General features: G+C 52.6%; 19 protein-coding genes. 7 read left to right on the forward strand and 12 right to left on the reverse strand.

The genetic code is table 11. The annotated features are described in order from the left end of the window. Positions 1–24 precede the first annotated feature (24 nt). Positions 25–1,041, reverse strand: coding sequence for a gliding motility lipoprotein GldB (gene gldB / locus VF639_RS21785; RefSeq protein WP_331148059.1), 1,017 nt, complete (start codon positions 1,039–1,041; stop codon positions 25–27). Positions 1,042–1,148: 107 nt separating this feature from the next. Between gldB and VF639_RS21790 the strand changes: the two genes are divergently transcribed. After that, on the forward strand, positions 1,149–1,814 hold the full coding sequence (locus tag VF639_RS21790; RefSeq protein ID WP_331148060.1) for a porin family protein: 666 nt from the start codon (positions 1,149–1,151) through the stop codon (positions 1,812–1,814). 94 nt (positions 1,815–1,908) lie between these two features. Here VF639_RS21790 and VF639_RS21795 read toward each other — a convergent pair whose 3' ends face one another. The 3 genes from VF639_RS21795 to VF639_RS21805 all read right to left on the reverse strand — a co-directional run bounded on the left by VF639_RS21795 (position 1,909) and on the right by VF639_RS21805 (position 5,177). Further along, on the reverse strand, positions 1,909–3,516 hold the full coding sequence (locus VF639_RS21795) for an Rne/Rng family ribonuclease (protein ID WP_331148061.1): 1,608 nt from the start codon (positions 3,514–3,516) through the stop codon (positions 1,909–1,911). A 368-nt stretch (positions 3,517–3,884) separates the two neighbouring features. Next, positions 3,885–4,796, reverse strand: coding sequence for a tetratricopeptide repeat protein (locus VF639_RS21800; protein WP_331148062.1), 912 nt, complete (start codon positions 4,794–4,796; stop codon positions 3,885–3,887). 75 nt (positions 4,797–4,871) lie between these two features. Beyond that, positions 4,872–5,177, reverse strand: coding sequence for an HU family DNA-binding protein (locus VF639_RS21805; protein WP_473964823.1), 306 nt, complete (start codon positions 5,175–5,177; stop codon positions 4,872–4,874). Between the two features lie 195 nt (positions 5,178–5,372). Here VF639_RS21805 and mutY point away from each other — a divergent pair, with 195 nt between their 5' ends. The 4 genes from mutY to recG all read left to right on the forward strand — a co-directional run bounded on the left by mutY (position 5,373) and on the right by recG (position 10,040). Further along, on the forward strand, positions 5,373–6,464 hold the full coding sequence (gene mutY / locus VF639_RS21810) for an A/G-specific adenine glycosylase (protein ID WP_331148064.1): 1,092 nt from the start codon (positions 5,373–5,375) through the stop codon (positions 6,462–6,464). An 84-nt stretch (positions 6,465–6,548) separates the two neighbouring features. Then, positions 6,549–6,983, forward strand: a complete 435-nt coding sequence (locus tag VF639_RS21815; protein WP_331148065.1) for a single-stranded DNA-binding protein — start codon at positions 6,549–6,551, stop codon at positions 6,981–6,983. A gap of 239 nt (positions 6,984–7,222) precedes the next feature. Continuing rightward, on the forward strand, positions 7,223–7,816 hold the full coding sequence (gldD, locus tag VF639_RS21820) for a gliding motility lipoprotein GldD (protein WP_331148066.1): 594 nt from the start codon (positions 7,223–7,225) through the stop codon (positions 7,814–7,816). Positions 7,817–7,943: 127 nt separating this feature from the next. Next, positions 7,944–10,040, forward strand: coding sequence for an ATP-dependent DNA helicase RecG (gene recG, locus VF639_RS21825; RefSeq protein ID WP_331148067.1), 2,097 nt, complete (start codon positions 7,944–7,946; stop codon positions 10,038–10,040). Positions 10,041–10,106: 66 nt separating this feature from the next. Here recG and VF639_RS21830 read toward each other — a convergent pair whose 3' ends face one another. Next, complete coding sequence (locus VF639_RS21830) at positions 10,107–10,319, reverse strand: hypothetical protein (protein ID WP_331148068.1); 213 nt, start codon at positions 10,317–10,319, stop codon at positions 10,107–10,109. 427 nt (positions 10,320–10,746) lie between these two features. Here VF639_RS21830 and VF639_RS21835 point away from each other — a divergent pair, with 427 nt between their 5' ends. Together VF639_RS21835 and VF639_RS21840 are read left to right on the forward strand one after the other, a co-directional pair. Continuing rightward, on the forward strand, positions 10,747–12,198 hold the full coding sequence (locus VF639_RS21835; protein WP_331148069.1) for a hypothetical protein: 1,452 nt from the start codon (positions 10,747–10,749) through the stop codon (positions 12,196–12,198). A 118-nt stretch (positions 12,199–12,316) separates the two neighbouring features. Further along, positions 12,317–12,646 (forward strand): YegP family protein, encoded by a 330-nt coding sequence (locus VF639_RS21840; protein ID WP_331148070.1) that lies wholly within the window; start codon positions 12,317–12,319, stop codon positions 12,644–12,646. Between the two features lie 79 nt (positions 12,647–12,725). On the opposite strand, the gene VF639_RS21845 is transcribed toward VF639_RS21840, so the two are convergent. From VF639_RS21845 to VF639_RS21875, 7 genes are all read right to left on the reverse strand, one after another. Next, positions 12,726–14,150: a Glu/Leu/Phe/Val family dehydrogenase gene (locus VF639_RS21845; protein WP_331148071.1), complete on the reverse strand. Its 1,425-nt coding sequence runs from the start codon at positions 14,148–14,150 to the stop codon at positions 12,726–12,728. A gap of 161 nt (positions 14,151–14,311) precedes the next feature. Continuing rightward, complete coding sequence (locus VF639_RS21850; RefSeq protein ID WP_331148072.1) at positions 14,312–16,099, reverse strand: acyl-CoA dehydrogenase family protein; 1,788 nt, start codon at positions 16,097–16,099, stop codon at positions 14,312–14,314. Between the two features lie 188 nt (positions 16,100–16,287). Continuing rightward, complete coding sequence (locus tag VF639_RS21855) at positions 16,288–16,602, reverse strand: 50S ribosome-binding protein YggL (RefSeq protein WP_331148073.1); 315 nt, start codon at positions 16,600–16,602, stop codon at positions 16,288–16,290. A 34-nt stretch (positions 16,603–16,636) separates the two neighbouring features. Continuing rightward, a complete protein-coding gene (locus tag VF639_RS21860; RefSeq protein ID WP_331148074.1) occupies positions 16,637–17,815 on the reverse strand; it encodes an acetyl-CoA C-acyltransferase in 1,179 nt (392 codons plus the stop codon). A gap of 212 nt (positions 17,816–18,027) precedes the next feature. Next, complete coding sequence (locus tag VF639_RS21865; protein WP_331148075.1) at positions 18,028–20,436, reverse strand: 3-hydroxyacyl-CoA dehydrogenase/enoyl-CoA hydratase family protein; 2,409 nt, start codon at positions 20,434–20,436, stop codon at positions 18,028–18,030. A gap of 155 nt (positions 20,437–20,591) precedes the next feature. Beyond that, the gene (locus VF639_RS21870) at positions 20,592–21,071 is read right to left on the reverse strand and encodes a MarR family winged helix-turn-helix transcriptional regulator (protein WP_331148076.1); all 480 of its coding nucleotides are present in this window, start codon (positions 21,069–21,071) and stop codon (positions 20,592–20,594) included. A gap of 158 nt (positions 21,072–21,229) precedes the next feature. Beyond that, positions 21,230–23,011, reverse strand: a complete 1,782-nt coding sequence (locus VF639_RS21875; RefSeq protein ID WP_331148077.1) for an AMP-dependent synthetase/ligase — start codon at positions 23,009–23,011, stop codon at positions 21,230–21,232. Positions 23,012–23,022: the final 11 nt, after the last annotated feature.

Genomic DNA, 23,022 nt, shown 5'->3' on the forward strand with positions numbered 1-23,022 from the left:
ATAATTCTACATTCATAATTCATCCTACCGTTCTGCCCGGCGCGGCTTGGGGCGGTAACGCGATTCGTTGAGAATTTGCTGAGGATTTTTATTGGCCATCAGCTGCACCAGGGTCACCTCAGGATGCGTGGTCATGTATTTGCGCACGATTTGCCAGCCTACCCAGGCCCCCACCCGGCCCGGGCACGTCTTGTCGATTTCAGGAATATTAGGCCGCTCCCCCACATACTTCTGAACTGTGAAAGGAGCCGTGTTATAAAGCAGCTTCTTATCCAGAAAGTGCGCCCACACTTTGCCTTCGTTGAAGTACACGCCGGTCAACTCTTTATTGGTGTAGCCTATGAGAATAGAATCGGGAGTGCAAGGCAGTACCCGCTCAGCGAAGTAGAGCGACTTACCGAACTGAACCATCTCCGCTAGCATGGTCTGGTTTGTCAGTTCCTTTTTGTTGTATTTGCTGCTGATGGCCAGTGCAGCAGTTGGCAGCACGTACTCGGGCCGGTACCGACGCAAGATATAATCAGGCACATTAGGGCGGTAACGAGCATTGGGCCCTACAAAGAAGTCTAGGCCTAGCACCATCAAGCTGTCGTTAACAAACATATCTTGGCTCAGCCCCGTCACGAATGTCTTGACGGGTGGCACCCGGAAATCCTTGAAATTGTAGCGGATGTGCTGAAACATGCGCTGTAACTGGCTTTTCAATTTTTCAGAATCCTGAAAGGTGCTATCGGTCTGACGGCCGAGCTGCTGCAACCCAGCATTAGTGGACAGCCGGGTGAGCATTTCAGCCAACACGTCATCGGTGGGAAACTGGCGTCGCTGCAAAAACTGGTTGGCAAACAAAGGATGTTGCGTAATGAAGCGCTTAGCCTCCGTGGTGTTTTTGATTTGGAAAAACGGTTTTTCTAACCGCTCCAACTCTACTGGAGCACTTACGTTAGCTACTTCAGGATTGAGCTCACACGTATTCTGGTCCCGGCTGCAGGCAGTGAGCAGTGCGAAAACCAACCCCAGTAGAGTAGCAAGAATGGGACGCATATAAGTAGGATTGTAGAACACGCTTCTATCTTTGAGGCGAAAATAGCCTAAAACCAAACGCCAGACGGCTCTGCTTTCGTAAGCCATTCAGTTTATCAAGATTGTCCATGAAAAAATTACTTCTAGCACTGCTAACCGTGGGCGCTTCAGCCGGCGCCGCTTCGGCTCAGGTTGAAATTGGGTTAAAACTTTCGCCTTCCATTACCAATCTGCGCGCTGAGTCAGCTTCAAGTGGTGGTTTTCAAAACGAAAGCAGCAAGTTGGCCATCGGCGGGGGCCTTGTAGTAGATTACTTTTTCGGTCAAAACTATGCCTTCAGCTCCGGCCTGCAGTTGGTTGGCAAAGGCGGCACCATTAGCTATTTTGAATCAACACAGCGGGTAGAACGAAAAATTGGCATCCAATACCTTGAAGTACCAGTTACAGTTAAGCTATTCACCAATGACGTAGCTACTGATACCAAGCTCTACTTTCAGTTGGGCGGCACTATAGGCGGCGCTATTGCCGGAAGGATAGATGGCAACAAACGCTATACAGATCCAGTTACTAACAAGGAAACTAAGGCTCTTGATTACGTTATTCTTCCCGATGCAGCCGTATTGCTAGGTTTCGGAGCCGAATACCAGTTAGGCCAAAGCACCAAAGTTTTTGCGGGTTTAAGCTACCACCGGGGTCTGTTCAACATCGACAACTACTTCGAGGACGAGCGCGGCTTCTCTGATGTAACACTTAAGAACAGTGAGTTTGCCCTGGATTTAGGCCTCAAATTTTAAATCAGCTTGTGCTGAAAAGCGGAAAAAGCCCGCGGTACTTCGAGTACCGCGGGCTTTTCTTCTGTCAGGAGGAGTCGTCGCAGAACGTTTCCGGTTAGTCAGTTATTTCAATTTCGCGGTCTTGCAGGCGGGCCATAGCAGCGGCAGCGGAGTGCAGCTCTATTTCCTCGCCTTGCTCGTCCTCAATTCGGTAATCAGTTAGGCCGAGGCTGGTGTCCTTCACTACTTTGATCCACTTGTAGTACTTCAGATACCATTTCATCTGCTTCGAAACCAGACCTTTGGTATAATATGCGTGCAGGAAGGGATGCACGTACAACGTAATACCCGCCTGATTCTGCGTCACCAACAAATCTTCAATGCTATTGTCGATTTCGTCGGTTACTTGAATCGAGGCGGAAATCTTGCCGGTGCCGCCACAAGTTGGGCAGGCCTCGCCGGTCACAATGTTTTCGGCTGGCCGCACGCGTTGCCGCGTGATCTGCAGCAAGCCAAACTTAGTGATGGGCAGAATGGTATAGCGGGCCTTGTCGAGCTTCATGATGCTGTGTACCGCATCCTCCACCTTCTTGCGGCTCTCCGCCGACTTCATATCAATAAAATCGACGACGATAATACCACCCATGTCCCGCAGCCGCAGCTGCCGCGCCACCTCTTTGGCAGCCAGCATGTTCACCATCAAAGCCGTAGCTTCTTGGTCACTTTCCTGGTTGCTCTTGTTACCTGAGTTTACATCGATGACGTGTAATGCCTCGGTGTGCTCGATTACCAGGTAGCCGCCGCCGGGCACCGTTACAGTTTTACCGAACAGCGTTTTAAGCTGCTTTTCAATCCCGAGGTGCTCAAACACCTTCACTTTTCCGGTGTAGTGTTTGAGCAGCCCGATCTTATCAGGGGCAATCTGCTCTAGGTACCCGCGCATTTCCTCGTAGCGAGCCGGCGTATCCACCGTAATGGCATCAAACGACTCGTTGAGCATGTCACGCAACATGGAGCTGGTGCGGCCAAGCTCACCCAATACCTTATCGTTCGGTTTGGCCGAACGTAGGGCCGTGAAGAGCTGGTCCCATTTGCTAGTCATGCTTTGCATGTCGCGGTCCAGTTCGGCCACTTCCCGTCCCTCGGCTACCGTCCGAATGATGACGCCGAAGTTTTCGGGCTTAATGGAGGCGATTAGCCGTTTCAGCCGCTCCCGCTCCGCCTTGCTCACGATTTTCTTCGAGACGCTGATGGTATTCGAGAACGGTACCAACACCAAGTAGCGACCGGCCATGGATATATCCGTGGACAAGCGTGGCCCCTTGGTTGATATCGGCTCTTTTACAATCTGGACCACAATCTGCTGGCCCTTCTTGAGAATATCGGCAGCCTTTCCTACTTTATCCAGTGGCCCTTCCAGACCAAAGGCTTTCAGTGCGCCTACCGTAATTTTCTGCGACTGTACGCCCCGCACCCACTTGCTGAGCGAGGGAAATTGCTCGCCCAGGTCGCCGTAGTGCAGAAACGCATCCTTTTCGTACCCGATGTCAATGAACGCGGCGTTCAGACCGGGCATAACTTTCTTGACCGTGCCCAGGAAGATGTCGCCCACCGAATAATTGGTGTCGTTGCGGTCGAAATGATATTCGATCAGCCGCTTGTCCTGGAGCAGGGCAATCCGTTCTCCTTCCTGAGTAGAATTAATTATTAATTCGTTACTCAATGGATTGGGTTGTTAGGTACTCCTGATTGATGGCCCGCAGCCTCCGAAACCGGCAAAGGGAAGCCGGTACACGTAGCACCGGCTTCCCTTGCAAGCCTCGGGGAAAGCGAATAAACAGCCACTCTCGGGGATACAAAATGAGAGATAGACGATGTTTTCTAGCAAGAAAACCCGCCAGCAAACCCCGAAGGCTTACTTCTTCTTGTGACGGTTCTTGCGCAGACGCTTCTTCCGCTTGTGAGTGGCAATCTTGTGACGCTTTCTTTTCTTACCGCAGGGCATGTTGTGATGGGGTTAAATGGTTGTTGGTTATTGATTGTTGATTGCTAATTGCTTTTGAACAGGAGAACAAGCAACAATCAACCTTTTCACTGAAGCTTCTGAAGCTGCTCGTCCACCGCGGCCGTTAGCCCCGGGTCCGTGCTCAGACTTTTCGCCTTTTGAAAGGCAGCCTTGGCGTCGTTGTTCGCTCCGGTTTGAGCTAGCGCAACGCCGAGGTAAAACTGTCCGTTCACATTGTCAGGGTTAACTTTCGTTAGCTCCCGAAAACGCTCTACGGCTTTATCATACTGATTGCTTTGCATCGAGAGCAAGCCCAAGTTGTAGATAGCCTTCTCATTGCGCGGGTCGGCTACCAGCACTTCGCGCAGGAGTACTACGCCTTGCACCGGATTTTCGCTGGCCATGAACGCCATACCCAAGTTGGTTTTAGCATCAAGATTCTCGGGGTTGTTTTTCAACACTTTCCCGTAGAGTTCCTGACACTTAGCTCCCAACATTTTCTGGCGCTCCTGCGTGGTTGCAAAGCTAAATGCCTCGAAATAAGCATCAGCAGCGCGCTTCCACGTTTGCTCTCCGGGTCGGGCTAGCGCCAACTGCTCGAGAAAGTAGCCCGCGCTATCAAACTTCTCTGCCGCCTTGTACTTATCGGCCAAATCCCGAGCCAGCCGAAGCTTAGCTGCAGGATCTCGCTCGGCAGTGTACTTGGCAGCAAGAGCGCTGATTTCGCGGCGCTGAGTTGGTGCTACCGTCATATGCGGCTGCTCCAGCGACGGTCCAACGGCTGTTTGTTCCTGGTCGCCGGAAGAAGCTACTGCTTTCGAGCCATTTGTGTTCGGACCACCTCCGTCACGGTTAGCGGTTTTGGCGGCATCTTGGGCTAGCTCTCCTTTGCCTTCCTTGGGCTTCACAATTACTTTCGGCAACAAAAATAAGCCAGCTACTAGCGCAATGGCTACGGCCAGAAGAATAAGCTGATGCGAAGAACTACGTTGCGCCATGTGGAAAAAGCAGGCCGCCGGGTTTCCTAGACAGGATACCCAGCGGCACAGCCGGCAATATTACGACAATAGCGCTTAAGCGTTAGCCAGCGCCTTGATCTTCTTGCTGTTTTTGATCTTCCCAACGAAGGTCTTCGACGGCTTGAAGCTCGGGATGAAATGCTCGTCGATGATAATCGACGTGTTTTTCGAAATGTTGCGGGCTACTTTCTTCGCACGTTTCTTGTTTACGAAGCTGCCGAAGCCGCGTACGTAGATGTTGTTGCCCTCAGCCATCGAGTCCTTCACAACTTTGAAGAAGGCTTCTACGGTAGCCGAAACGTCAGCTTTCTCAATGCCAGTCTTGTCGGCAATTTCGGCGATTACTTCTGCTTTAGTCACGCTGGTAAGTGTACTATGGTGTGAAAAATATGTGTCGGGTCTGACGCCCAATCCCAAACGTAAGCCTTTGCCTGGTAGGCTGTTCGCTCGCGAATTGGGGCCACAAAGGTAGTTCCCTTTTTTGGTTTTGCAATAGTAGAGCCTGCTATGAAATTTATATCCTTACTTACGTCCAACTAATTCTTTCTCAAAACATTGACTTCCACTTCTTCCACTGTTGCTCATCCGTACTTTTCGGCAGCCCTCTTGGAATGGTACCCGCGCCATCGTCGCGACCTGCCTTGGCGCCACACCCGCGACCCGTACGCCATCTGGCTTTCCGAGGTGATTCTGCAGCAAACCCGCGTAAAGCAGGGCCTCCCCTACTACCTTACCTACATCAGCACCTATCCTACGGTCCAAGACCTAGCCGTGGCTCCTGAAGATGAGGTGCTACGCCACTGGCAAGGCCTCGGCTACTACAGCCGTGCCCGCAACATGCACCATACGGCGCAACAGGTAGTAAACGAATACGGGGGGCGCTTCCCAGAAACTTATGCCGACCTCCTGAAACTGCGAGGGGTGGGCCAGTACACTGCCGCGGCTATTGCTTCTTTTGCTTTCGATGAAAAGGTGGCGGTATTGGATGGCAACGTATTTCGGGTGCTGGCCCGAATTTTTGGTCTCACGCAAGACATTGCGGCTCCCGCTAGCCGGCGCGTATTTCAAGTTCTAGCCGACCAGCTTATTCCGGCCGCTGCCCCCGCCGAATTCAACCAAGCCATTATGGAGTTTGGAGCGATTCAGTGTACACCCGTCAATCCGGACTGCTTGTTTTGCCCGCTGCAAAGCCAATGCTATGCTTTTCAGCACGGCATGGTGAACGAGTTGCCTGTCAAGAGCAAGGCAAAAGCAGGTCGTACGCGCCATTTCCACTACCTCGTGCTGCGCCACGCTGATACTGTGTATATGCGCAAGCGTGGCCCTAAAGACATTTGGGAAGGGCTTTACGATTTCGCACTTACCGAAACATCTGCCCCCGAATTACCGGCTGTCGAACTGCTAGATGCAGTGGAAACCTTAGGTGGCCGATTGGATACTAACCGAGTGCAGGAACCAGTACAAGCGATGCGCCACGTATTGAGCCACCAGAAGGTGGAAGCAAAGTTTCATCCGGTATGGCTAAGCGAGCCGCTACCTACAGCCGCCTTGCAAGCATCAGGATTGGCAGCATTTACGGTGGAGCAAGCAGAGAGACTACCGAAGCCCATTATCATTGCTAACTTCCTTAACAAAACCTGGAAATAATTACTAATACATTTGGTAATCACATGAGGCTTTAATATCTTTAAACATAAATACAAGCGCACATAACTTTCCCATAAGCAAGCAATGGCAGGCATCAACAAAGTGATTTTGGTAGGCAACCTAGGCAAAGACCCCGAGGTACGCCACCTAGAAGGTGGAGTCAGTGTAGCCAATTTTACGTTGGCTACCAATGAATACTACAAAGACAAACAAGGCACTCGCGTTGAGCGGACGGAATGGCACAACATCGCTGCTTGGCGTGGCCTGGCCGAAATGACTGAGAAGTATCTCAAGAAAGGCCAGCAGGTGTACATAGAAGGCAAGATCCGCACTCGTCAGTATCAGGACAAGGAAAACCAGACTCGCTACATCACCGAAATCATTGCCGACGAAATCACCATGCTCGGTGGCCGTCCGCAGGTGGGTGATGGGCAAGCGCAAACCAACGGCACTGCGGCTGCCGCAGAAGCACCACAAACCTTCCGTCAGGAACCGGAGTTGGATCAACTGCCTTTCTAAGCTTTTTCAGCGTCAATTTTCAAGCTCTGGCATTTTGCCAGAGCTTTTTGCGTTATGGAGGGACTCTTTGTCCCTGTAGAATAGCTGTAACTTGAGGCCTACGTTAGCCATTGCGTGCGCGCTTTTTTAGGTGATAGTACAGCAGGACTTAGCGCTGCCATATAGTTTAGCACAAACAGCCGTTGCTACGGGGCCGGGGTTTCGCGTTACCTTTGAGACACATATTTGCATTGCTGCCAATGCCTGCTTTTCGTATTCTGCTTGCCTTCTTGCTTTCAACGTTGTTAGTAGCGGCCTGCTCCTCGCCGGGCTCCGACGATTATACTCCCAAACCCAAGGGCTACAACCGCATCGACTTGCCGCCGCACCGCTACCAACAACTGGCGCCGGGGCATCCTTACACATTCCAGTATTCACGCTACGCCAAAGTGCTGCGCGACTCCTCGTACCTAGCTCAGCCTCATTGGATTAATGTGTACTATCCGAGTTTAAAAGCTAGTGTTCAAATCACGTATTCTGATTTGAAGGGCAATCGGCAGCTGTACAACAAGATGCTCGAAGACGCTCGGAAGCTGACTAGCAAGCACGAAGTCAAGGCCACCGCCATTGACGAAAACATCTTGAAAACGCCTGCGGGGCTGCGTGTGGCCGTGTTTGAACTTCAGGGGGAAGTACCTAGCCAGATGCAGTTCTATACCACGGACAGCACCAAACACTTTTTCCGTGGGGCCCTATATTTCCGCACGGCGACGGCCAACGATTCGCTGGCTCCGGTGATTGACTATGTCAAGAAGGATATTGCGCAGTTGCTTAACACCCTGAAGTATCAGTAGTCATTTAACATTTGCCAATTAACATTTAACAGTTGTGTCACTCCTTTGAATCAGGTTCTCAAGGCCTGCAATGCGCCTTTTGACTTGCCGCGGATTGTTAAATGATAGATGTTGATTGTTGATTGAAATGAGTTTTTTTCAAACCAAGATAGAGTATCTGCGCGGCGTGGGGCTGCAACGGGCGCAGCTTCTGCAAAAGGAACTGAACCTGTTTACCTATGGTGACCTGATTCAGCGCTACCCGTTCCGCTACCTCGACCGCACGCAATTCTACAACATCTGTGACCTGCACGACGACTTACCGTTTGTGCAGGTGAAAGGTATTCTGCGCAACCGCGAGGTGGTCGGGGAAGGCCCCAAGAAGCGTATGGTGGCCAAAGTAGGCGACGCCAGCGGCGAGTTGGAGTTGGTATGGTTTAAGGGCGTCAACTACCTGGAGAAGGTCATCAAGAACCATCAGGAGTACATCGTGTTCGGCAAGCCCACGATGTTTAACGGGCGGCCGCAGATGGCGCACCCTGAACTGGAAGAGGTGACAGAAGCCAAGCCCGGCCAAAGCTACCTGCAACCCGTCTACAATACGTCGGAGAAGCTCAAGAACTACCACCGTATCGATAGCAAGGCTATTGCACGCATGGTGGCCGACTTGCTGAAGCTGGCGCTGCCCCACGTACACGAAACGCTTTCCACAGACCTTATTCGGCAGTATGGGTTGATGGACAAGGCGACGGCCATCCAGCAAATCCACTTTCCGCAAAGCACCGAGTTGCTGCAAGCGGCTCGGTTTCGGTTGAAGTTCGAGGAGTTGTTTTACGTGCAGCTTAAGCTACTGCGCCAGCGCGACCAGCGCAAAGTGGAGTTAGCTGGACAACTTTTCAAGGAAGTACCCACGCTGGTGCACTTCTACAAAAACGTTTTGCCCTTCGACCTTACTGGTGCCCAAAAGCGGGTAATCCACGACATCTACAAAGACTTTTGTACGGGCAAGCAAATGAACCGCCTCTTGCAGGGCGACGTAGGCTCAGGCAAGACTATTGTGGCCTTCATCAGCATGCTCATGGCCGCCGACAACGGCGCGCAAAGCTGTCTGATGGCTCCCACCGAAATCTTGGCCGATCAGCACTACATCGGGTTAAAGCAGTTTGCTGATTTGCTTGGCATCAAGATTGGTAAGCTGACTGGCAGCACCCGCACCGCCGAGCGGCGCGTACTACACGAGCAATTGCGCTCCGGTGAGATGCATATGCTCGTGGGCACTCATGCTCTGCTCGAAGATGTAGTCCAGTTCCGGAACCTAGGTCTAACTATCATGGACGAGCAGCACCGCTTCGGGGTGGCGCAACGCTCGAAACTGTGGCAAAAAAACCCCCACGTCATCCCGCACGTGTTGGTGATGACCGCCACACCCATCCCACGCACCCTGGCCATGACGCTCTACGGCGACTTGGATGTATCAGTAATCGACGAGTTGCCGGCGGGTCGCAAGCCTATCGTGACGGTGCACCGGTTCGACTCCAACCGCCTTAAAGTGTTCGGTTTTCTGCGCGACCAAATTAACCTTGGCCGGCAGGTATACATTGTGTACCCGCTTATCGAGGAAAGCGAGGCCATGGCCGACTACAAAGACCTCATGGATGGCTACGAAAGCATAGAACGAGCTTTTCCAGAATTCCAGATCAGCATTGTGCACGGCCGCATGAGCGCAGGCGAGAAGGATAGCGAGATGCAGCGCTTCGTGAAGCGCGAAACGCAAATCATGGTGGCTACCACCGTAATTGAGGTGGGTGTAAACGTGCCTAACGCGTCGGTAATGGTTATTGAAAGCACCGAACGGTTTGGACTTTCGCAACTCCACCAGCTGCGAGGCCGGGTAGGCCGGGGCGCCGACCAGAGCTACTGCATTCTGATGTCGGGCTACAAGCTGAGCAAGGATTCGCGCACTCGGATCGAAACGATGGTACGCACCAACAACGGCTTCGAAATTGCTGATATCGATCTGAAGCTGCGCGGCCCGGGCGACCTAATGGGTACGCAGCAAAGCGGCGTACTGGACCTGCTTATTGCTGACTTGGCTAAAGACGGCCGCATTCTAACAGAATCGAGAGCGGCGGCACAGCAACTACTCAACGATGATCCGGGCCTCAACCATCCCGACAATGCCAACATCCGTCACCATATTGAAAGCTTGCCTGCCACGGCCGTGAACTGGAGTCGAATCAGTTGAGTAAGTGAGCATAAAAAAAGCGGCTCGAATGAGTCGCTTAAGAAAGTTGCTGTTGCTTAAAGTATACTACTGAGTTGAACTGGTGGTGGGAGCCGTAGCGTGCCATAATTGGCTGCTGTATGCTTGATCAATAGCTTGCTGATAGGATACCTGCTTCACTAGAATCGGATTTACCACTGGCTTTACTTTTGCCGTACCGACGATGCCTTCTGGCTGCTTAGCCAGTTTACCAACAACGATAAGAGCAAAAAGAAGAGCGAATTGGATGAAAGATTTCATAAGATAGAAAAGGTGCATGCTATGGAGCGTTGCGGCACAAAGTTAAGGCCAAATCTTACCTTTCAAGGGGATTTTAGGAGAAAACTATTTTATGAATATTCATAAATGCTTGTAAAACGCAATTCACAAGCAACTGAGGGGTAATGCCAAAAATCGAAACCTTGCTTTATATAAATTTTTATTAGAAGGACAAAAATGACATTCGTGTTCAATCTTCACCGCAACTCGTAAGCAAAAACTGCTGCAAATTAAACACATACACAATAGACAGTTGGTAGCCGTTGTATTAGAATTGCGTAAACAAATCGTTATCTATAGGAGCCTAACCGTGAGCGGCAGAGCATGTACGGTACAAACTTGGACTTGGATACCTTTGGAGAGTGCAGTTTCCCGTTCTCCTGAATTTTTCATTTAATCTACTTTGCCCGTGCGTTTTAACTATCTGCTAGCTGCTGGCACCCTTGCCTCCTCCTTGCTACTTGGCCCGATCACGGCATCGGCTCAGAAGGTAAAATCAGCTCCTTTCAGTTACCTCCCCGAACGCTCCGATGACCGGTATAACCAGCGTGTGTCACGCAAGACGCTGCCACTGGCCGGCGGTAGTTTTATCATTCTCGCTCACAAATCGGCCACTGAGTATGCTATTGAGCGCTACGATGCTGAGTTGAAACGTCAGTGGAGCACTGCCTTACCTCTAACGGCTGAGCAAGCCATTGAAGGTTTCACTACCAGCAGCGGCCGGGCCTTAGTGGCCGTCTATGAGAAAAACGGTGCCACGCAGAGCCTCTCCGTTCAAGCTATTGACCTGAGCAATGGCCAGAAGTCACCACTGAAAAAGCTAACCGAAACCGGCTTGCGCGACCGGCGCCCTGGGGTAGCCTTTAGCCCGGACGGGAGCAAGGTAATTGCGTGGCGCTACCTCATGCGCAACACGCAAATCAGGTCTGTTACTGCCAGTATATTCGACGAAAAGCAAACCAAACTCAAAGACCGCACCTACGACTTCAGCGACCAAGGCGCGTTCTTTTCCACTACCATCCACGTTGGCAACGACGGCACGCAGTACGTGACGCTGGTGAGCGACGAAATGAAGAAGCTTACCGTCCGGCGCTACCGCAACGACAACAACGATATCAAGGTGATGTCGGTGTCGGTGGGCGGCACGTTTGGGGGTAAGGTAGTCAACGTGTTCGACTCCCGGTTTGCGCTGCAGCCCGACAATGTGCTGTACGCCGCTGCCATCTGCAACGAGCGAGAAACCGGGGTTTACCACAGCTTGAAGGTGGTGAAGTTTGATTTCTCGAGCGAAGGGGACATGAAGTTCGCTCCTGAGTTCAGCTTCACCCCTGATTACTTAGCAGAAACCAATAAAGCCACCGCCGGCACCGCCAAACGCCTGGAGGACGTGTATCTCACTGACTTATTGCTTACCGATGAAAAGCAACTGGTGGTGGTAGGCGAGAAAAAATACGAAGAAGGTGGCGACGATTCACCTGGCCATACCCGCGAGCTGCACTTGTTCGGCTACAACGAGTTTTTATCGCCAAGCTGGCACAGTATTGTTGCGAAAGATCAGGTAGCGCCGGCTGCGGAGGGTTTCAGCAGCATCGGCTACCGGGCGGCTGTGTTTGGCCCCGATTTGCAACTCATGACGTGGGAAAAGCTGAAAGGTAAATCAGACCTCTATCTACGGCGCGTAAACTTGCAAACCGGCGTAGTGCAAGCGCCAAAAGGCTTAGGCATGAACGTAGCAGCCGACCAAAACCCTTCCTATGTGAAGGATTTCACGGCTTGGTTGGACGCCAAAACGCTCATCGGCGTTAGCCGGCCAAGCAAGAAATCGGCTGCTCTGATGCTGAACAAGATTGTGGTAAAGTAAGATGTCCCTCCACAAACATTGGAAGTAGCTCGCAGGATATCAGCAAGCATTTTTATTTTGTGGTCAAAATAAATATAGTTATCTATACGTAGGCTAATTCACTCATTTCAAAAGCATTATGGGGTATTTCGAGATTTTCCGAGGAAAGAATGCCGACTTTTATTTTCGCTTGAAAGCTGGTAACCATGAGCCTATTCTGCAAAGTGAAGGTTATACCACGCTTGCGGCCTGCGAGAACGGCGTTTCATCGGTGAAAAAGAACGCTCCTGATGACGACCGATACACCCGGCGCGACGGCAACAGCTTCTCGTTTGTACTGAAAGCCGCCAACGGCCAGACTATCGGACAAAGTGAAGGCTATACCACTGCTTCCAGCCGCGACAATGGTATTGAAGCCGTACAGCGAAACGCCCCAACCGCTGAGGTGAAGGACAAAACAGCTGTTTAAATACAAACTCGCCACCACACCAAAGCGCCACTCCTGAAGCCAGGAGTGGCGCTTTGGCGTGGTTCGAAAACCAAATTGGCTATGGGAAAATGCCCAACGACTGGTAGCTCACGCCTATCTTCTCGATGGCATTGTAGAAGGCAGCTGTCCGCAGATCAGTAATGCCTTCCACTTCATCCATTACCCGCCGAATAGCGTGGTAAGCGGTAATCATGGTGTCTTCCAGGCCCGAATGAACAAGGTCGATTTCATCGGCTCCGTGTACAATCAACTCCCGTTCTTGAGGCGTGATAGTTTTGCCAGTGGTCCGCTCTATGGTTTCCACCAAGCGCTTCATAGCCGCTTCCTCGGCCCGTTTGCCCATGCGGCCAAACCGCACGTTGGATAGGTTCTTCAACCACTCAAAGTAGGATACTGTCACGCCACCCGCGTTGAGGTAAAGGTCAGGAAGAATAACGATGCCGCGCTCCAACAAGATCTTTTCGGCGGCTTGCGTCGTGGGGCCGTTGGCGCCTTCAGCAATGATTTTAGCTTTGATATTGGCCGCGTTGCCTTCGTGAATCTGGTTTTCCAGAGCGGCAGGTAAGAGCACGTCGCACTCGTATTCGAGCAGGTCTAGGGAGTCAGCTACATCTTGTGCGCCTTCAAATTCACAAATAGCTCCTGTATCTTGCCGATGCTTAAGTACAGCGGCCACATCCAACCCCTTCGGGTTGAAGATGCCGCCTTCCCGCTCGGCAATGCCCGTGATGGTGGCGCCGGCCGCTTGGCAAAAATGTGCGGCGTAGTACCCCACGTTGCCGAGGCCTTGCACAATAATGCGCTTACCCGCAATGCCGCTACTTAACCCTATCTTATCTAGCATTGGCTGATCCACCAGCAACTCGCGCAGCCCGTAGAACACCCCGAGGCCGGTAGCCTCGGTACGGCCGCGGATGCCTCCCTGCCCTACTGGCTTACCAGTTACGCATCCCAAAGCGTTGGTGTCACCGTATTTAAAGGTGAGGTAGGTGTCGGCAATCCAAGCCATTTCCCGGCTGCCAGTGCCGTAATCGGGAGCGGGCACATCCGTACCCGGCCCAATTAGGTTTTTCTTGATTAGCTCACTAGCGTAACGACGCGTCACCCGCTCTAGTAGCTGCTCAGAGCTAGTGCGGGGGTTGATTTTTACGCCTCCTTTGGCTCCACCAAACGGAACATCTACTAACGCACACTTAAAGGTCATGAGCGTGGCCAGCGCCATCACCTCTTCCTCATCTACATACACGCTGTAGCGAATACCACCCTTGCTGGGCAGCTTATGGTGACTGTGCTGCACACGGATTCCTTCAAATACTTGCACATGCCCATCCACTTCCACCGGGAAGTTCACTTTATAGATGCTGTTGCAAACGCGTATCTGGGCGAGAATACCAGGGTCTAGCTTCGAGAAGCTGGCGGCGTGGTCGTAGAACCGCAGCACGCTCTCGTAGAAGTCCTTGCCCTGTACCTGTTCGTTGGCCATAGTTTGTAGGAGTTTGGAGTGGAGTGTGTTTGGCAAACGCATAGCACAGCAATCCGTTGCCACCACAAACAACAAAGCCGCCCCCATGACAGGAGCGGCTTTATCGGCCTCACTACGCAGTCTATGCTGCGTAGTTCTTAAAACTTGTCTGCAACGGTGCTTTAGTAGGCGTACTCGTTGGCTGCAATCAGCACGTCGGCGATGCGGCGGCGAGCTTCTTTGGCGTTGTAGAGGTCGGCTTTGGTGAAGCGCTTCAGGCCCATGGCTAGCAGGCGCTGCTCGTCGCCTTCGGTCATAGTAGCAATAGCGTCTTTGCCGAACTTGTTCACCATGTCCACCGTGTCGTAGAGGTACACGCGGGCAATGTCAATTTGCGTCGACAGTGCTTCTTCGCCTTTGATGCCGGCTTCCTTTTCCACGCGGAGCAAGGTGCTCTCCGCTGTGTAGACTTTGATGGCCATGTCGGCAATGTTCATTAATACTTCCTGCTCTTTGGCCAGCGAGTTCATGTACTTCTGCACGGCTGTGCCAGCTATCATCAGGATGGCTTTCTTCAGCTTGGCAATAGTCTTTTTCTCGGTAGCGAACAGGCCGGTTTCCTCTTCCAGGTTCATGTCTGGAATAGCCATCAGTTCCTGCTGTACCGCTTGTGCCGGACCCATCAGGTCAAGCTCGCCTTTCAGACCCTTCTTCAGGATCATGTCGACGGCCAGCATGCGGTTGATTTCGTTGGTACCCTCGAAGATGCGGTTGATGCGCGAATCCCGATAAGCGCGGTCCATGGGGTAGTCGGCCGAGAAGCCGTAACCGCCGTACACTTGCACGCCTTCGTCTACTACGTAGTCAAGCACTTCCGAGCCTTCTACTTTCAGCACGGCGCACTCCACGGCAAACTCGCGGGCGGCACCTAGCAAAGCCTCGTTGTGGCTCTGGCCTTTGCTGAGTAGCTCCTGCTCCATGCGGGCAATGTCCATACCGGCGCGGTAGATAGCCGACTCAACCGCATAAATGCGGATAGCCTGCTGCGCCAGCTTGTGCTTGATAGCGCCGAACTTGGCGATGGGCAGCTTGAACTGCACCCGCTCGTTGGCATACTTCACGCTCAGCGTGGCCGCCATCTTAGAAGCGCCCAAGCAAGCCGCCGCCAGCTTGATACGGCCGATGTTGAGAATATTGAACGCAATGAGGTGGCCTTTGCCAATCTCGCCTAGTACGGCAGACTTCGGCACTTTCACATCAGAAAGAAACACCTGGCGGGTTGAAGAACCCTTAATGCCCATCTTGTGCTCTTCGTTGCCGAGACTTAGTCCCGGCGTGTTGCGCTCTACAATGAAGCCGGTGAACTTGTCGCCATCTACCTGCGCGAATACGATGAATACGTCGGCGAAGCCGCCGTTGGTGATCCACATTTTCTGGCCGTTGAGCACGTAAAACTCGCCGTCTTCGGTAGGAATAGCCTTGGTTTTAGCACCTAGCGCGTCGGAACCGGAGCCGGGCTCGGTGAGGCAGTAAGCACCCATTAGCTCGCCGTTGGTTAGGCCGGGCAGGTACTTGTTCTTCTGCTCATCGTTGCCGAAGTAAAGGATGGGCAGCATAGCAATACCCGTGTGCGCCGCGAAAGCAACCGGGAACGAGTGGCCACCGCCTACCCCTTCCGTCACGCGCAGGGAAGTCGTGAAGTCCATATCCAGACCGCCGAACCGCTCGGGCATGCTTACCCCGAACAAGCCAAGCTGACCAGCTTTTTCCATCAGGCCACGCATGAGGCCCTCTTCATGGTTATCGAGGCGCTCGAGAAGAGGCTGAACCTCCTTTTCCACGAAGTCCAGGGCCGTCTGGTGCATCATGTTTTGCTCTTCCGTGAAATCGGCGGGCGTGAATATGTCTTGGGCGTCGGTCTCTTTGATGATGAACTCGCCGCCTTTCACAAGCTTGTTGGTAACTTCCATGACTAAAGTGAGAATTGTTGTGAGAGGTTTGATTGAAGTCGAAAGAAGCGGCAAGGTGTTCGGCTTGCCGAGTATTTTTGGCCAGACGTGTCCTTCTGGCTATAGTAGCGAAATATACAAAAATATGTTATGCTTGCCGAGTATTTAACGAAAAGAAAACCCCGTTTGTTCGGGGTTTTCTTTTCAGGCTAGTTCTGAAACGGGCCGTACCAAGCATCCGTGAGGGGTGAGCTGGTTACACCAGTTATGCCGGGCTGCTGCTGAAGCCAACTGTGTAACTGCTGCCGCTTCTCATACGTCTGTTCCAGCGAAGCTCCTTTGCGCGGTGTCGTGAAAAAGGAAGTCGTGGCACCTCCTACTTCTAGGCCAATAGAGTCGATTTCATCCAGCATTAAATCCCAGAATTCCTCTTCCTCGCTTCTTTCAGACAACTCATACTCTACGTACCAGCCGAACTGTTTGAACTCGCAGAGGTGCTTCTTTTTACGCAACCGCTTTTTCATAAAGTAAGGTGTCCTGCCAAGCGTTGGCTTGGTGTTACTTCAGCAACTCATAGATGCCGGCTACGCCTTGGCCACCACCGACGCAGGCCGTGACCATGCCGTACTTCTTGCCGCGCTGGCGCAGTTCATGGAACAACTGAATGCTAAGCTTGGCACCCGAGCAGCCGAGTGGGTGGCCAAGGGCAATAGCACCGCCGTTCACGTTCAACTTGCTCTCGTCAATGCCTAGCTCGCGCACCACTGCAATGGACTGCGAAGCAAACGCCTCGTTCAACTCGAACAGGTCGATATCGTCGAGCTTCATGCCGGCTTGCTTGAGCGCCTTCGGCACTGCCTTGATTGGACCCATACCCATGATGCGCGGGTCGATACCCTCAGTGGCGTAGGTTATCATACGAGCAATAGGCTCCAGGTTCAGCTCCTTCACCATGCGCTCCGACATCACCAGCACGAAGGCTGCACCATCAGAAGTCTGCGAAGAGTTACCAGCCGTTACGGTACCGTTGGCCGCGAATACGGGCTTTAGTTTGCCTAGTGCTTCCACCGATGTGTCGGCGCGTGGGCCTTCGTCGGTATCGACTACGTAAGAACGGGTTTTCTTTTTGTTGGTAGTTTGGTCGAGGTAGGTTTCCTCTACCGTGACAGGCACAATCTGCTCCTTGAACTTGCCCTCCTGAATAGCTTTGATGGCCTTCTGGTGAGAGTTGTAGGAAAATTGGTCCTGATCATCGCGGGAGATTTTATAGTCCTGCGCTACAGCTTCGGCGGTTAGGCCCATGCCGAGGTAGTAGTCGGGGTGCTGCTGCGCCAGCTTGTAATTGGGCACCGTTTTCCAACCCACGGTAGGCACCATGCTCATGCTCTCAGTTCCACCGGCCACAATGCAATCGGCCATACCAGCAGAAATTTTGCTGGCAGCCATAGCAATAGTTTCCACGCCGGAGCCGCAATAGCGGTTCACGATAAGGCCCGACACGTTGGTAGGCAGGGCCAACAACGAAATTAAGCGGCCCATTTGCAATCCTTGCTCGGCTTCCGGCACGGCATTGCCCACCATCACATCGTCGATGCGGCTAGGATCGAGAGCAGGCACGGAGGCTACCAAGTGTTTGATAACATCGGCCGCAAGGTCATCGGGCCGGGTGAAGCGGAAACCGCCGCGGTTAGCTTTGCCTACTGCTGTGCGGTAACCGGCTACGATATATGCGTTCATTTCAATTTAGAGTTTAAAGTGGGAGCTTTAGCTTCTAGCTCTAGTGGCCTCATCCCCTAGCTCTCTCCCCGAAAAGGAGAGAGGGAACTAGCTGCGGGCTAAGCTATTGTAGGCTTACAACCAGAGCATCACTAGAAGCTAGTTTAGTTTTTATGCTAGCTTCCCTCTCCTATTCATTCGGAGAGAGGGCTAAGGGGTGAAGCCACTAGAGGCTAGTTCCGCAAGGGCTTACCGGTCGTGAGAATCGACTGGATACGCTCCAAGGTTTTCCGCTCGCCGCAGAGGCTTAAGAAGGCTTCGCGTTCCAGGTCCAGCAGGTACTGCTCCGATACTTCGGTGGGGCTGCTTAGGTCGCCGCCGCACATGATGTAAGCCAGCTTGTTGGCAATTTTCACGTCGTGGTCGGAGATGTAGCGGCCTTCCTTCATGGCGTGGACGCCCGTCAGGAACATGCCCAAGGCCCCTTTACCTTGCACCTTGATGTTGGTTTTCTGCGTGGGCTGCGTGTAGCCATCCTCGGCTAGCTCAATGGCGGCAGCTTTGGCTTGCGCAATGACGCGGTTCCCGTTTACCACTACCTCGTCGCCGCGGCGCAGAAAGCCTAAATCGAAGGCCTCGGCCGCAGAGGTTGAAACTTTAGCTGTGCTGATGGTCACGAAGGTGTTGCGGAGCAGGTTGTACTCGGGCTCGCCTTCTTCGTACTTGGCAGCAGTGCGCAAGGTCATTTCCTTGGTGCCACCACCGCCCGGAATTAAGCCTACGCCAAATTCTACAAGGCCCATATAGGTTTCGGCTGCTGCTACCACCCGGTCGCAGTGCAGGTTTAGCTCGCAGCCACCGCCTAGGGCAAGGCCGTGCGGAGCGCCTACTACCGGGATGCTGCTGTAGCGCATCCGCATCATAGCCTGCTGGAACTGCGCAATCATCAGGTTCAGCTCATCGAAGTCTTGATCCAGCGCGAACATGTATACCAGGCCCAAGTTGGCGCCAGCAGAGAAGTTCACCGCATCGTTGCCAACCACCAAGCCGCGGAAGTCCTTTTCAGCTAGTTCCACGCCTTTCATCAGGCCCTGAATTACATCGGAGCCTAATGCATTCATCTTAGAGTGGAACTCTACATTCAGAATACCGTCGCCGAGGTCGATTACCGAAGCACCCGAGTTTTTCCACACCACTTTGCCAGTGGCGCGCTGGTTGTCGAGGATGATAAAGTTTTCGAGACCTGGAATAGCCTTGTAAGCTTTCGAGGGTATGTCATAAAACTGCTTTACGCCTTGCTCGTTCACCTTGTAGAAGGTGGCATTACCGGCGCCTAGCATTTCCTCGACCCACGGGGCTACTGTTTTGCCTTCCGCCTGCGCCAGTTCTAAACCTTTCTGCACGCCAAGAGCGTCCCAGGTTTCAAACGGGCCCATTTCCCAACCGAAGCCGGCACGCAGGGCATCGTCAATCTTGTAAAGCGAATCGGTGATTTCAGGAATTCGATTCGACACGTAGGCAAACAGGCCCGCGAAGGTCTTGCGGTAGAAATCGGCGGCTTTGTCTTTGCCGGCTACCAGCACTTTGAAGCGGTCCGCTAGCTTTTCAATTGTCTTGGTGCTTTCCAGAGTGGCAAACTTCACCTTGGCGCTCGGCTTGTATTCGAGCGTGTTTAGGTCCAGCGCCTGGATTTCAGACTTACCGCCTTCGCCGCGCACTTTCTTGTAGAAGCCCTGGCCGGTTTTGTCGCCGAGCCACTTATTCTCGGCCATCTTCTTGATGAAGTCCGGCACCTGAAACACGTCCTTGGCTTCGTCGTTGGATAGGTTCTGCGCTAGTCCGTTGGCTACGTTGATCATCGTGTCCAGGCCCACCACATCCGAAGTACGGAAGGTAGCCGACTTGGCGTGGCCGATAACCGGGCCACTAAGCTTATCGACTTCCTCTACCGTCAGGCCGAGCTGGCTCATTACCTGCACCACGTCCATAATGGCAAATACGCCGACGCGGTTGGCAATGAAAGCGGGCGTGTCTTTGGCTAGTACAGTGGTTTTGCCAAGGTACAAGTCACCATAGTGCATCAGGAAATCAGCGATGGCCGGATCGGTGTCGGGCGTCGGGATGACTTCGAGTAGCTTGAGGTAGCGTGGCGGGTTGAAAAAGTGGGTACCGCAGAAGTATTTCTTGAAATCGTCGGAGCGGCCCTCCGTCATCATATGAATCGGGATGCCGCTGGTGTTGGAGGTAATGAGCGTACCAGGCTTACGGAACTGCTCTACCCGCTCGAACAGACTCTTCTTGATGTCGAGGCGCTCTACTACCACTTCAATGGTCCAGTCGCAGCTCGCAATGTCCTTGAGGTTGTCGTCGAAGTTGCCGGTTTTGATACGGCTGGCGTCGGCTTTGCGGTAGAGGGGCGCGGGGTTGCTGACAATAGCCGCTTGTAGCGCCGCATTCACGATGCGGTTGCGCACGGCCGGGTTGTCCAGCTTCAGACCTTTAACTTCTTCTGCTGGCAGCAACTCTTTGGGGGCAATGTCGAGCAGCAGCACCTGCACCCCGATGTTGGCGAAGTGGCACGCAATGCGCGAGCCCATCACACCGGAGCCTAATACAGCTACTTTTTTGATGGTACGATTCATTCGTGGGGAGAATGAGTGGGTGGAAAATTGGTTTTTAAGCGGTTAGCTACCAGCTTTTGGCTGCTAGCCTTAGTTTAAACTGTTCGTCATGCAGAGTATATGCAAGCGCAACGACGCCCGATGATTCTAAGAATCGGTCTGGAAGGCTAATCCTGCTACGTTGACGGCGACTCGGAACGCAGCTGCTTTAGCTGAAAATCGTCGTAGAGCGTTTTTCCCTCAATCATGCTAGTAATCTGGCCAATCACCTTGAACATAATGTCTAGTTGATTTTGCGGGATTTTCTCACGTACTTTTAAGTTGAAATGGCGCACCGTCTGGCGCGAAATTTCCTTACCTCGCAACCCTTCCTCAGTTAGGAAAATGCGAACTGAGCGTTTGTCTTGGGTATCGGCCTGCTTGTAGATTAATCCTTTCTCTTCCATGGAGCGCAGAATACGCGTAAGGGAGCGAGTTTCGAGACCTAACAAGGGCGCAATCTTGGTTGCCGGAGTGCCGTTTTCCTGGTCGATGTTCAGCAGAACAAAGCCAATGCTCGTAGTGATATCGTGCTTGGCAGCCTGCGTGTTGTACATGCGCGAAATGGCGTGCCAGGCTACTTTTATGTTGTAATCGACGGTTTCTTCGGGTTTCATCAGTAGGTGGGAAGTCCGGTAAACATACAGAAATATGTTATGCTTGCATACTAAGTTACGATAAAAAAGTTTCGCGCCTTAGCAGGTAGGTACCGTCTGTATTTCATAGAAACGGCCCCGCTCCAAATTGGAGCGGGGCCGTTTCCGTTTTCCTAAGGTTAGTGATGTTCCGGGTGATAGTACAGGCTCTCTATCAAGTCCTTGTTTTTATCGGAAATAATTTTCCGCTTCACTTTGAGCGTAGGCGTCATTTCTCCGGTTTCAACAGTCCAGAGTTTAGGCAGCAATACTATTTTCTTCACCTGTTCCCACTGCGCGAATCCAGTGTTGTACTTGTGCACGAGGTCTTCGTACATCTTAACCACCTTCTCGTTTTTAACCAGTTCTTCGTTAGAACAATCGCAGTTTACACTGTTGCGCTTGCACCAGGACTTTAGGTCGTCGAAAGATGGAATCAGGAGGGCCGACGGAAACTTCTGGCCGTCGCCTACTACCATGCACTGCTCGACTAGCGGCGACTCTTTCAGCTTGCTTTCAATTACCTGCGGCGCAATGTACTTGCCGCCAGAGGTCTTAAACATTTCTTTTTTACGGTCGGTGATTTTGAGGAACCGGCCGTTTACCAACTCGCCAATGTCGCCGGTGTGGAACCAACCATCCTCATCGAGCTCTTTGGCCGTCAGTTCGGGCTTGTTGTAGTAGCCCTTCATCACCGACTCCGACCGGGTCAGGATTTCCCCGTCCTCTGCAATCTTCACTTCTGTGTCATCGATGACGGGGCCTACCGTGCCAATCATGTTGTTTTCGGGCTCGTAGCCGCCTACGGCAATAACCGGCGACGTTTCTGTGAGGCCGTAGCCCTCCATCACCCGAATGCCCGCGGCCCAAAATACCCGTGCCAACCGGGGTTGCAGAGCGCCGCCTCCGCTTACAATGCAACGGAGGTTACCGCCCAAAGCCTCGCGCCATTTGTTGAAGATGAGCTTATTGGCCAGAGCCAGCTGCGTGTTGTAGAAGAAGCCTTGGTCTTTCTGCGTGTCGTACTTCAACCCTAAGTCCAGCGCCCAAAAGAACAGGTTTTTCTTGACGCCATCCAGCTCGTGGCCTTTGGCCACAATCTTGTCGTACACCTTTTCCAGCAGACGAGGCACGGTGGTAAAGATTTGCGGCTTCACTTCGCGCAGGTTGTCGGCAATAACTTCCATGCTCTCGGCATAGTAGATGCTCACCCCATAAACTAGGTAAAGGTGAGTCACCATCCGCTCGAAGATGTGACAGAGTGGCAAGAAGCTCAACGCTTTGTCGGCAGACGTGACGGGCACGAAGCGCTTGACATTGCGGCAGTTGCTAAGAATATTATTGTGGGTCAGCATTACTCCTTTCGGCTGGCCCGTGGTGCCGCTGGTGTAGATCAGCGTTAGCAAATCGTCGGGCTCTACGGCGGCTTTAATGGGCTCCAGGTCGGCGGGGTTGCCTTTCTTCCCCATCTCCAGCAGCTCTGAAAAGTGGCGGGCCCCGGGCAGTTTATCGAAAGTAAACACGTTGTCGGCCGGGATGCTCAGGCCTTGGGTGGCTTCGCGTACTTTGTCGAGCAGCTTTTGGTCGGACACGAAAACGGCTTTCACTCCTGCGTCCGTGAAGATGTACTTGTAATCTTCAACCGTGATGCTTGGGTACATGGGTACGCTGGTAGCGCCAAGCTGCGCGATGGCAAAATCGGCGAGCATCCACTCAGGCCGGTTCATGGCGATAATAGCCACCTTATCGTTTTTGCCGATGCCAAGCTGATGCAAACCCAAGCTCACTAAATCAACCTGTTTAGCAACCTCGTCGGTGCTGATTGGCGTCCACTCGCCATTGACCTTCGAGGCGAAGCAATCCGGTTTATTGTACTTCTGCTGAAGGTGGGGGATAATATCGAAGGTGCGACGAATGTCCATAGAATGGGGCG

This window comes from Hymenobacter sp., assembly GCF_036387835.1.
Taxonomy (GTDB): Bacteria; Bacteroidota; Bacteroidia; order Cytophagales; family Hymenobacteraceae; genus Hymenobacter.

Coding starts and splice junctions, on each gene's coding strand:
- gldB (WP_331148059.1), bottom strand. CDS start 1,041: ATGCGTCCCATTCTTGCTACTCTACTGGGGTTGGTTTTCGCACTGCTC.
- VF639_RS21790 (WP_331148060.1), top strand. CDS start 1,149: ATGAAAAAATTACTTCTAGCACTGCTAACCGTGGGCGCTTCAGCCGGC.
- VF639_RS21800 (WP_331148062.1), bottom strand. CDS start 4,796: ATGGCGCAACGTAGTTCTTCGCATCAGCTTATTCTTCTGGCCGTAGCC.
- VF639_RS21815 (WP_331148065.1), top strand. CDS start 6,549: ATGGCAGGCATCAACAAAGTGATTTTGGTAGGCAACCTAGGCAAAGAC.
- gldD (WP_331148066.1), top strand. CDS start 7,223: ATGCCTGCTTTTCGTATTCTGCTTGCCTTCTTGCTTTCAACGTTGTTA.
- recG (WP_331148067.1), top strand. CDS start 7,944: ATGAGTTTTTTTCAAACCAAGATAGAGTATCTGCGCGGCGTGGGGCTG.
- VF639_RS21830 (WP_331148068.1), bottom strand. CDS start 10,319: ATGAAATCTTTCATCCAATTCGCTCTTCTTTTTGCTCTTATCGTTGTT.
- VF639_RS21840 (WP_331148070.1), top strand. CDS start 12,317: ATGGGGTATTTCGAGATTTTCCGAGGAAAGAATGCCGACTTTTATTTT.
- VF639_RS21845 (WP_331148071.1), bottom strand. CDS start 14,150: ATGGCCAACGAACAGGTACAGGGCAAGGACTTCTACGAGAGCGTGCTG.
- VF639_RS21850 (WP_331148072.1), bottom strand. CDS start 16,099: ATGGAAGTTACCAACAAGCTTGTGAAAGGCGGCGAGTTCATCATCAAA.
- VF639_RS21855 (WP_331148073.1), bottom strand. CDS start 16,602: ATGAAAAAGCGGTTGCGTAAAAAGAAGCACCTCTGCGAGTTCAAACAG.
- VF639_RS21860 (WP_331148074.1), bottom strand. CDS start 17,815: ATGAACGCATATATCGTAGCCGGTTACCGCACAGCAGTAGGCAAAGCT.
- VF639_RS21865 (WP_331148075.1), bottom strand. CDS start 20,436: ATGAATCGTACCATCAAAAAAGTAGCTGTATTAGGCTCCGGTGTGATG.
- VF639_RS21870 (WP_331148076.1), bottom strand. CDS start 21,071: ATGAAACCCGAAGAAACCGTCGATTACAACATAAAAGTAGCCTGGCAC.
- VF639_RS21875 (WP_331148077.1), bottom strand. CDS start 23,011: ATGGACATTCGTCGCACCTTCGATATTATCCCCCACCTTCAGCAGAAG.